Genomic DNA, 9,525 nt, shown 5'->3' on the forward strand with positions numbered 1-9,525 from the left:
CCGTGATCATGGATGAGTGACGGTTCACCCATCCATGATCACGGCGGGGGAGGAGCGGCCGGGGCTACTGTGGCCGACCGTGCCGACCGCGCCGACGCCGAGCCCGCAACCCCGCTACGCCTACTTCGGCCCCGCGGGGACGTTCACCGAGGCGGCGCTGCGCCGGGTCGTCGGCGAGGCGCCCGCCGAGCCGCTGCCCAGCGTCGACGCCGTGCTGGAGGCCGTGCGCGCCGGTCGCGCCGACGTCGGCTGCGTGCCCATCGAGAACTCCGTCGAGGGCGGAGTGCCCGCCACCCTCGACGGCCTGGCCGTCGGCGCCCCCCTCGTCGTCGTCGCCGAGGTCGTCCTGCCCGTCTCCTTCGTCCTCGCCGCCCGCCCCGGCACCCGGCTGGCCGACGTGCGGCGCGTGTCCACCCACTCGCACGCCCACGCGCAGGTGCGCCGCTGGCTGGCGACGACCCTGCCGGGGGCGCGGTACGTGCCCGCCACCTCGACCGCGGCCGCCGCCCAGGCCCTCGCCGAGGACGGGGCCGGGCCGGAGGAGGCCGCCGTCTGCAACCTCGGCGCCGCGCAGCGCTTCGGCCTGGACGTCCTGGCCTCCGGCATCGAGGACCGCCCCGGCGCCCAGACGCGCTTCGTGCTCGTCTCCCGGCCCGGCGCCACCCCGCCGCCCAGCGGCCGGGACAAGACGTCGATGGTCGTCTTCCTGCGCGAGGAGCGCCCCGGCGCGCTCGTCGAGGCGCTGGAGCAGTTCGTCACCCGCGGCATCAACCTGACCCGCATCGAGTCCCGGCCCGCCGGCGACGCGCTGGGCCGGTACTGCTTCTCCATCGACTGCGACGGGCACCTGGCCGACCCGCGGGTGGGCGAGACCCTCATGGGGCTGCACCGGGTGTGCGAGCAGGTGCGCTTCCTGGGCAGCTACCCGCGCGGGGACGGCGGCCGCGCCATCACCGGCTCGGGGCCGACGGACGCCGCGTTCGCCGACGCGCAGGCCTGGCTGGACCGGCTGCGCGCCGGCTCCGGCGCCTGAGCGGACCCCCCGCCCCGGCCCAGGGAGCCGGGCCGTCACCCGGTCGGCCACGTCCGGCGTGACCCGCACGGAGCATCCAGCGCCACCGCCGGTGACCCGACACCTGGGACGTGGACACCCGACAGCGCGCCGCGCTCTCCCCGTGCCCCCGCGGCGCGGGGTGCCCGGGGTCCTCGCGCTGCCGGGTGCGCGCGGGAGGTGTCCGCGAGGAGCGGCGCGTCCGTCACGGACGGTGCACCCTGGGTGCCGTGGGCACCGCCCGGCCGTCGTCGCGCCGCCCTCCCGCGGGTGGTCCGCCGTGAGCACCACCGGCCTCGCGGGAGCGCTGCGCGCCGCCCGGGGCGGCGGGGTGCGCACGCGCCCCGAGCACGTCGTCCTGGCCGTCTTCCTGCTGCTCGTCGCGCCCGTCTACCTGCTGCTGCCGGCCGACGGGCTCTGGCGCCCGTCCCTGTACTGGACGGTGCTCGCCGCCTCCGTCGCCGCGCTGGTCGTGGCGGTCAGCCGCTCGCCGTGGCGGCGGCGCTGGACCCTCGTCGTCCTCGCGCAGTTCGGCTTCATCGCCGGTGAGGCCGTCAGCGCCGTCGCGCAGCTGAGCCACGAGCGGTTCGTCCTGCCCGTCTCCGCCGACGCCGCCTTCGTCACGGCGGACCTGCTCCTGCTGGCCGGGGTACTGCGCCTGACCCGGCCCCCCTGGCGCGTCTCGCGGGGGGTCCTCGTGGACACGCTCGTGGTGGCCGTCAGCGTCGGCACCCTCCTCGTGCTCTTCGCGCTGCTGCCCGCCCTCGACGGCGCCCGGGGGGCGGCCGCGACGCTGACGGCGGCGTTCTTCCCCCTCTTCGACATCGCCGTGGTCGTCCTGCTGGCCCGCACGGCGGGCTGGAGCGGTCACCGGCCCCGCGCCTACTGGTTCCTGGCCGCGGCGCTGGCCGGGACCGTCGTGGCCGACCTGTCGTACGCGCTGTGGGTGGCCGGGACGGGGTCCTACCTGCCGCCCGCGGCCGTGGAGCTGTGCTGGCTGTCCTTCTACGTGCTGTGCGCGGCGGCCGCCGTCAGCCGCAGCGCCGTCGCCCTGGGCTCCGCGCCCGCCGGCCGCGACACCGGCCAGCTGCGCCTGCCCGTGCTGGGCGTGGCCGCGGTCGCGCTGCCCCTGGCCTCGCTGGCCGACGAGCTGCTGGACCTGGGGGCGCACGACCACGGGCCGTGGCTGCAGGCGGGCACCGTCGTCGTCGTCCTGCTGGTGCTCGTGCGCCTGTCCGGTCTGCTGCGCGCCGTGCAGGCCCAGCGCAGCGAGGTGGAGCGCCTGGCCGAGACCGACCCGCTGACCGGGCTGCCCAACCGCCGCGCCTGGGACGCGGCCGTGGCGCGCGCCTTCGTCGCCGCCCGCGCGGCCGGCACCCCCATGACGGTCGCCATCGTCGACCTCGACCGCTTCAAGCAGTACAACGACGCCCACGGCCACGACGGCGGCGACGACCTGCTGCGCGAGGCCGCGCGCGCCTGGGGCGGGTCGCTGCCCGGCGCGTTCCTGGCCCGCTGGGGCGGGGAGGAGTTCACGGTCCTGCTGGCGTGCGGGGCGCAGGAGGCGGTGCAGCGCCTGGCGGCCGTGCACCGGGGCGTCCCGGACGGGCAGACCTGCTCGATCGGGGTGGCCACCTGGGACGGCGCCGAGGTGCCGATGGCGACCCTGGCGCGCGCCGACCAGGCCCTCTACCGGGCCAAGCGCACGGGCCGCGACCGCACCGTCGTGGCGCCGGACCGGGCGGAGGCGCTGGCCGCCGAGGTCGGCGGCTGACTCTGGGCGGACCCGGTCAGCGGCGGGCGGTGCGCGGCCACGGGTGCGCGCGCACCAGCAGCACCCCCGGGTCCACGGCGACGGACACCCGCCGGGCCGCGCCGACCGGGTCGCCGTCCAGCTCGACCTCCTGCGGGGCCTCCAGCCGCACCTCCACGGTGCGACCGCGCAGGTGCTGCACGCGCCGCTGCCCGCGCCGGTCGCGGGTCAGGATCGCCCAGGCGACCTCGCCCCAGCCGATGCCGCCGCGGGGGGAGAGCACGACGGCGTCCAGGTAGCCGTCGTCGATCTCGGCGTCGGGCATGAGCACGAGGTTGCGCGTCAGCTTCCCGCAGTTGCCGACGATCACCCCGCGGGTGCGCACCTGGTGCCAGGGCCCGTCGTCGACCCGCACGCCCGCCCGCGCCTGCGGTCCCCACAGCGCCCGCGCGCCCGAGACGACGTACGCGCCGTAGCCCAGCCGCCGCTTGAGCCGGTCCTCCACGCCCGCCATGACGGCCGCGTCGAAGCCCAGGCCCGCCATGACGAGGAACAGGTGCCGCTCGGGGACGGGGTCGGAGCCCGTGCGGTCCACCTCCAGCCAGCCCACGTCCACCGGCTGGTCGGGGGCGGAGAACACCACGTCGAGGGCGCGGGCCAGGTCGGTGTGCGGCAGGTCGAGGTTGCGGGCCAGCAGGTTGGCGGTGCCCGCCGGCAGCACGCCCATCGGCACGCCGGTGCCGGCCAGCGCCTCGGCCACCGAGCGCACGGTGCCGTCCCCGCCGCAGGCCACGACGACGTCCACGCCCGCGGCCAGCGCCTCGCGGGCCTGCTCGGCGCCGTGCTCGGTGGGCGTGGTGCGCAGCCACAGCGGCTCCTCCCAGCCGTGCTGGCGGAACGCGGCGTCCACGTACGCCTGCCGGCGCAGCTGCGCGGCGGGGTCCAGGTCGCTGAACTTCGACAGGTTGACCACGACCGCGGCCCGCTGCCGGCGCACCGTCGCGGGGGCGGGCGGCACGTGGTCGGGCACCTGCGGGCGCGGGGTCTCGAACAGGGCGCGGTAGCGGCGGGCGGCGCGGCGCTCGCGCAGCCACAGGCCCGTCACCACGACCAGCGCCACCGCCAGCGCCACCGTCGCGGCCAGCGGGACGGCGACGAGGGCGTCGCTCGCCTGGAGATCACCGCCGGCCACCCCGGCACGCTACCGGCCCGCCGGCCGCGCCACGGCCGCCCCGGTGCGCCCGCCGGGCCCGGCGCTAGGGTTCTGCGGGTGATCGACCTGCGACTGCTGAGGGACGACCCGGAGGCCGTCAGGGCCAGCCAGCGCGCGCGGGGCGAGGACGACGCGGTCGTCGACGCCGCGCTGGCCGCGGACTCCCGCCGCCGCGGCGCGATCGCCGAGTTCGAGCGCCTGCGCGCGGAGCAGAAGTCCCGCGGCAAGGACGTCGCCCGCGCGCAGGGCGAGGAGAAGCGGGCGCTGCTGGCGTCGGTGAAGGAGCTCGCCGACCGCGTCAAGGCCGCCCAGGCGGAGGCGGACACGGCCGCGGCGGAGTTCGAGGCGCTGCTGGGCCGCATCCCCAACGTCGTCGAGGACGGCGTCCCGCCCGGCGGCGAGGCCGACTTCGTCGTCCTGGAGGAGGTCGGCGCCCGGCCGGAGCTGCCGGAGGGGCTGACCGCCTGGCGCGACCACCTGGAGCTGGGCGAGGCGCTGGCCGCCATCGACACCGAGCGCGGCGCGAAGGTCTCCGGCTCGCGCTTCTACTTCCTCACCGGCGTGGGCGCGCGCCTGGAGCTGGGGCTGCTGAACCTGGCGGTCGCCAAGGCGCTGGAGGCCGGGTTCACGCCGATGATCACCCCGACGCTCGTCAAGCCGCAGGTGATGGCGGGCACCGGGTTCCTCGGCGCGCACGCCGCGGAGGTGTACCGGCTGGAGGAGGACGACCTCTACCTGACGGGCACCTCGGAGGTGGCGCTGGCCGGCTACCACGCCGACGAGATCCTCGACCTGTCCGGCGGCCCGCTGCGCTACGCCGGCTGGTCGGCCTGCTACCGCCGCGAGGCCGGCTCGTACGGCAAGGACACCCGCGGGATCGTGCGCGTCCACCAGTTCCACAAGGTGGAGATGTTCTCCTTCTGCCGCCCCGAGGAGGCCGCCGAGGAGCACCGGCGGCTGCTGGGCTGGGAGCGGGAGGTCCTGGACGCCGTCGAGGTGCCGTACCGCGTCATCGACGTCGCCGCGGGCGACCTGGGCTCCTCCGCGGCCCGCAAGTACGACTGCGAGGCGTGGATCCCCTCCCAGGGCGCCTACCGGGAGCTGACGTCGACGTCGAACTGCACGACGTTCCAGGCGCGCCGGCTCGGGATCCGCGAGCGCCAGGGCGCCGACGCCGGCGGCGGCACCCGCCCGGTGGCGACGCTCAACGGCACGCTGGCGACCACCCGCTGGCTGGTGGCGATCCTGGAGAACCACCAGCAGGCCGACGGCTCGGTGCGCGTGCCGGAGGCGCTGCGTCCGTTCGTGGGCCTGGACGTGCTCCAGCCGGTGCGCCCGCTGCCCGCGCCGTAGGGTCGTCGGGTGGACACGGGGACGGGTGCGGGCGGGGAGCTGCTGGTCTGCCTGGACGTCGACGGCACGATCGTCGACCACGACGAGGCGCTGTCGGACCGGGTGCGCGAGGCGGTGCAGCGGCTGGCCAAGAGCGGCGCGCACGTCGTGGTCGCCACGGGGCGCTCGCTGCACGGCGTCCTGCCGGTGGTGCAGCGCCTGGGCCTGGACTCCGGGTACCTGGTGTGCAGCAACGGCGCGGCCACCGTGGAGCTGGACACGGGCGTCGCCGAGGGCTACCGGGTCGTGTCGGTGCACACGTTCGACCCCTCCGCGGTCGCCGGGGCGCTGCGCGAGGACCTGCCCGCTGGCCTGTTCGCCGTGGAGGTCCTGGGCCGCGGGTTCAAGGTGACGGCGCCGTTCCCGGACGGGGAGCTGACCGGTGAGCTGGAGGTCGTGCCCTTCGAGGAGCTGTTCGCCGAGCCGGTGCTGCGCGTCGTGGTCCGCAGCCCCGAGCACACGAGCGCGCAGTTCCTGCAGCTGGTCGACAAGGTCGGCCTGCACGGGGTGGCGTACTCGGTGGGCTGGACGGCGTGGCTGGACCTGGCCCCGGAGGGCGTGACGAAGGCGAGCGCGCTGGAGGACGTCCGCGAGCGCCTGCGGGTGCCGCCGTCGGCGACGGTCGCGGTCGGCGACGGGCGCAACGACGTGGAGATGCTGCGCTGGGCCGCGCGCGGGATCGCGATGGGCAACGCGCCGCAGGAGGTCAAGGACGCCGCCGACGCGGTGACCGGCGACGTGCGCGACGACGGCCTGGCCGACGTCCTCGACGACCTCCTGCGCTGACTCCCTCCCGGCGCGCGTGGGGGAGGATGGGGCGGTGACGACGGAGCCCGCCACCGGTACCCGCCCCGACGCCGACCGCGCCGACGCCGAGCGCGCCTTCGCCGCCGGCTGGGGCCTGGTCGCCACCGACCTGGACGGCACCGTCATCCCCCGCGAACGGCCGCTGTCGCAGCGCACCCTGGCGGCGTTCGCGGCGTGCGCGCGCGCCGGCGTCCCCGTCGTACCGGTGACGGGCCGCCCACCGCGGTGGGTGACGCCGCTGGCCGCCGAGGCCGGGCTGGCCGGGCAGGTGGTGTGCGCCAACGGCGCTGTCGTCTACGACCTGGACGCCGACCGGGTGGTGCGCGAGCACGTCATCGACCGCGAGGTCGTCGAGGAGGTGACGGCGCGGCTGCGGGCCGCCCTGCCCGGGACCGGTTTCGCCCTGGAGGCCGTCGTCGGGTTCCGCCGCGAGGACGCCTACGCCACCCGCTTCGACACCGGCCTGGAGCAGCGGGTCGGCGCGATGGGCGACCTGCTGGCCGACGCCCCGCCGCTGGTGAAGGTCCTGGCCAAGTGTCCGGGCGTGCCCAGCGACGAGATGCTCGCCGTGGCCCGCCGCGAGGTGGGGCACCTGGTGAACGTCACCCACTCCAACGCGGTGGACTCCCTCATCGAGGTGATGGCCGCCGGGGTCAGCAAGGCGTCGACGCTGGCGGAGGTCGCCGCCGACCGCGGGGTGGGCGCGGGCGGCGTCGTGGCGTTCGGGGACATGCCCAACGACCTGGAGATGCTGCGCTGGGCGGGCCGCTCGTACGCGGTGGCCGACGCCCACCCGGACGCGCTCGCCGCGGCCGACGACGTCGCCGGCACGTGCGAGGAGGACGGTGTGGCGCAGGTGCTGGAGCGGCTGCTCAGGCTCCGCGGGGAGTGATCCGCCCGACGTGCACGACCTCGACGGGCACGCCGTCGACGGTCGGGGGCAGCTCGGGCAGCTCGTCGTCGGTGGCGACGTTGACCTTCACCGCCCAGGAGCTGGACACGCGCGTCAGGCCGATCCCGTTGACGCGCGCGTCCCCGGCGAGCATCGCCTGGACGTGCGCCTTCGCCGCCCGCGCGAGCTCGCGGTCGGGCGCTCCGTCGGGGAGGGCGCCAGCGGTCACACCAGCAGTGTCGCACCCAGCCGTTCCAGCGCCAGGCCGATCGGGTTGCAGAAGGTGAGGCCGGTGCCGTCCTCGCCGCCGCGCTCGCTGCCGGCGAAGAGCAGTCCGACGGCCTGGCGGGTGTCGGGCCGGTAGACGAGGGAGCCGGAGTCCCCGCCGGCGGAGAAGGGCCCGCCGCTGCCGGTGACCTCGACCTGCCCGTCGAAGGAGACGACGCCGACGGGGTACTCGACGGCCACGTCGTCCAGCTCGATGGCGCTGATGCGGCCGGTCGTCCAGCCGGTGGTGCGCCCGACCTTCTCCACGGGGACCTCGTCGTCGGGCTCGGCCCAGCCGACGAGGCGGCCCACGGGGTAGGTGGGGTCCCAGTCGCCGTCGCCGACGTCCTCGAGCAGGGCGATGGCGGCGTCGACGGCGTTGCCGCCGCCGGCCTCCAGCGGCACGGCGCGCGCGAGCTGGCCGACGCGGTCGCGGGCACCGCCGCCGTCGGCGGGCCCGGGCTGCAGGACGGCGTCGCGCAGCGCGGCGCGGTCGGAGTCGGCGAGGACGTGGTTGTTGGACAGCGCGTAGACGCCGTCCGAACCCTCGATCCGGACGAAGGCGCCCAGGGTGCCGGCGGTGACGTCCTCGTGGGCGATGGACAGCCCCGGGTGCAGGGGGCGCACGCGCCGCTGCAGCGAGCCGGGGGTCCAGGTGCGGTCGGCGGTGGGGGCGGTGAGGGCCACGACGCGGCCGACGTCGCGCACGTCGACCTCCTGCGCGGCGCTCGTGCCGCCGGTGAGGGTGCGGGTGCGGTCCAGCAGGGCCTCGCCGCGGGGGCCGGACCAGCGCACGGCGAGGCCGTAGCGGGGCCCGTCGGCGCCGCGCCCGAGGACGCTGATGCCCACGGAGGCGACGCCGGCGGGTGCGCCGGCGGCCTGCGCGGTGGTCGTCAGGGCCTCCGCGCGCAGCCGGGCCTTCAGCTCGCGGGCGTTGTCGATGTGCACGGCGGCGTCTCCTCGGTCCGGGTGCTGCTGCGTCGCTGCGGTTCGTGACGCCGGGTGGTGGCGCCGCGGCTCACTGTGGCACCCGCGTCCGACAGGGGCACCCGTGCGAGGCTCGACGGGTGGACCGGGATCGGTTGTTCTGGGCGTCGGTGGTGCTGTTCGCGGGGACGGTGGCCCTCAGCGCGGCGCTGCTGCCGGAGCGGGTGCCGCTGCACTTCGGCGCCGCCGGCGACGTGGACCGCTGGGGCACGCGGGCGCAGGCGCTGACCTTCGACGTGCTGGTCGGCGGGGGCGTGGTGGCGCTGCTGGCCGTGCTGGTGCGGACCGTGCACCGGGTGCCGCTGGAGTGGGTCGACGTCCCGCACAAGGACGTCTGGAGCGCCCCCGAGCACGAGCCGGAGCTGCGCCGGCGGATCCGGGAGGACCTGGCGGAGTTCGGGGCCGCGACGGTGCTGCTGCTGGCCGTCGTGGTGCTGGCGACGCTGCACGCGGCGCGCACGGGCAGCGGTCAGGTGCCGTGGTGGGCGGTGGCCGCCTTCGCGCTCTACCTGGCGTACGCGGTGCTCTTCGGCGTGCGCAACGTCCGCACCCGCTACCGCCCGCCGCCCGGCTGATCCCTCCGCCCCCACCCTTCGTGATCTTGCTGGGAATCCCTGCATGATCACGGGGGAAGGGGTTCAGGGGGTGGGCGGGCCGCCGGGCGGCAGGCCGGCCAGCTCCTCGGCGCGGACCACGGCCCGCTCGACGGCCTCGACGCTGCCCGCGCCCACCCGCAGCAGGGCGGCGGCCTCGGCGGCCTGCGCGCACGCGGTCGCGGTGCGCGTCAGCCGCCGGTGCACCTCGGGGTGCTCGCCGTCGGGGCCGGCGGGCACGAGGAACTCCGTCGACGGGGCCTCGGCCTGCGCCCGCACGGCGCGGGCGCGGGCGGCGCGGGCGACGAGGTCCACGCGCGGCAGGTACGCCTCCAGGGCCGTGCGCGCCGGGCCGGGCGGGCAGCCGTCCGTGACCTGCTCGAAGCGGCGCACCGAGCGGTCGACGGTGTGCGCGGCGCGCGCCCAGACGCCCTCGCCGAGGGGGTCGGGCGCGCGCCGCCAGAAGGCGAGCCTCACGGCCGGGGGGGGGGGGGGGGGGGGGGGGGGGGGGGGGGGGGGGGGGGGGGGGGGGGGGGGGGGGGGGGGGGGGGGGGGCGGGCGGCCCGGCGG

Annotated in this window: 10 protein-coding genes; 6 read left to right on the plus strand and 4 right to left on the minus strand. The window is 77.4% G+C overall.

The window, feature by feature from the left end:
- The first annotated feature begins 79 nt into the window (after positions 1 to 79).
- Both pheA and AB8M62_RS19780 read left to right on the plus strand, forming a co-directional pair.
- Positions 80 to 1,033: a prephenate dehydratase gene (pheA, locus tag AB8M62_RS19775; RefSeq protein ID WP_369056508.1), complete on the plus strand. Its 954-nt coding sequence runs from the start codon at positions 80 to 82 to the stop codon at positions 1,031 to 1,033.
- Between the two features lie 298 nt (positions 1,034 to 1,331).
- The gene (locus AB8M62_RS19780; RefSeq protein WP_369056509.1) at positions 1,332 to 2,825 is read left to right on the plus strand and encodes a GGDEF domain-containing protein; all 1,494 of its coding nucleotides are present in this window, start codon (positions 1,332 to 1,334) and stop codon (positions 2,823 to 2,825) included.
- A 16-nt stretch (positions 2,826 to 2,841) separates the two neighbouring features.
- Here AB8M62_RS19780 and AB8M62_RS19785 read toward each other — a convergent pair whose 3' ends face one another.
- Positions 2,842 to 3,996 (minus strand): diacylglycerol/lipid kinase family protein, encoded by a 1,155-nt coding sequence (locus AB8M62_RS19785; protein ID WP_369070642.1) that lies wholly within the window; start codon positions 3,994 to 3,996, stop codon positions 2,842 to 2,844.
- 78 nt (positions 3,997 to 4,074) lie between these two features.
- Here AB8M62_RS19785 and serS point away from each other — a divergent pair, with 78 nt between their 5' ends.
- Genes serS through AB8M62_RS19800 form a run of 3 tightly spaced genes read left to right on the plus strand, consistent with a single transcriptional unit; the run spans position 4,075 to position 7,108 of the window.
- The gene (gene serS, locus AB8M62_RS19790; protein ID WP_369056511.1) at positions 4,075 to 5,370 is read left to right on the plus strand and encodes a serine--tRNA ligase; all 1,296 of its coding nucleotides are present in this window, start codon (positions 4,075 to 4,077) and stop codon (positions 5,368 to 5,370) included.
- A 9-nt stretch (positions 5,371 to 5,379) separates the two neighbouring features.
- Positions 5,380 to 6,195, plus strand: a complete 816-nt coding sequence (locus AB8M62_RS19795) for an HAD family hydrolase (RefSeq protein WP_369070643.1) — start codon at positions 5,380 to 5,382, stop codon at positions 6,193 to 6,195.
- Between the two features lie 34 nt (positions 6,196 to 6,229).
- Positions 6,230 to 7,108 (plus strand): HAD family hydrolase, encoded by an 879-nt coding sequence (locus tag AB8M62_RS19800; protein ID WP_369056513.1) that lies wholly within the window; start codon positions 6,230 to 6,232, stop codon positions 7,106 to 7,108.
- Here AB8M62_RS19800 and AB8M62_RS19805 read toward each other — a convergent pair.
- Positions 7,089 to 7,337, minus strand: coding sequence for a hypothetical protein (locus AB8M62_RS19805; RefSeq protein WP_369056514.1), 249 nt, complete (start codon positions 7,335 to 7,337; stop codon positions 7,089 to 7,091). The two genes, AB8M62_RS19800 and AB8M62_RS19805, sit on opposite strands and share 20 nt — an antisense overlap.
- Positions 7,334 to 8,323, minus strand: a complete 990-nt coding sequence (locus AB8M62_RS19810; protein ID WP_369056515.1) for a chymotrypsin family serine protease — start codon at positions 8,321 to 8,323, stop codon at positions 7,334 to 7,336. The genes AB8M62_RS19805 and AB8M62_RS19810 overlap by 4 nt, the downstream gene beginning before the upstream one ends.
- A gap of 119 nt (positions 8,324 to 8,442) precedes the next feature.
- On the opposite strand from AB8M62_RS19810, the gene AB8M62_RS19815 reads away from it, so the two are divergent.
- Positions 8,443 to 8,937, plus strand: coding sequence for a DUF1648 domain-containing protein (locus AB8M62_RS19815; protein ID WP_369070644.1), 495 nt, complete (start codon positions 8,443 to 8,445; stop codon positions 8,935 to 8,937).
- A gap of 63 nt (positions 8,938 to 9,000) precedes the next feature.
- Here AB8M62_RS19815 and AB8M62_RS19820 read toward each other — a convergent pair whose 3' ends face one another.
- The gene (locus tag AB8M62_RS19820) at positions 9,001 to 9,432 is read right to left on the minus strand and encodes a hypothetical protein (RefSeq protein ID WP_369070645.1); all 432 of its coding nucleotides are present in this window, start codon (positions 9,430 to 9,432) and stop codon (positions 9,001 to 9,003) included.
- Between the last annotated feature and the right edge of the window lie 93 nt (positions 9,433 to 9,525).

It is taken from the genome of Kineococcus terrestris (assembly GCF_041020755.1).
Taxonomy (GTDB): Bacteria; Actinomycetota; Actinomycetes; order Actinomycetales; family Kineococcaceae; genus Kineococcus; species Kineococcus terrestris.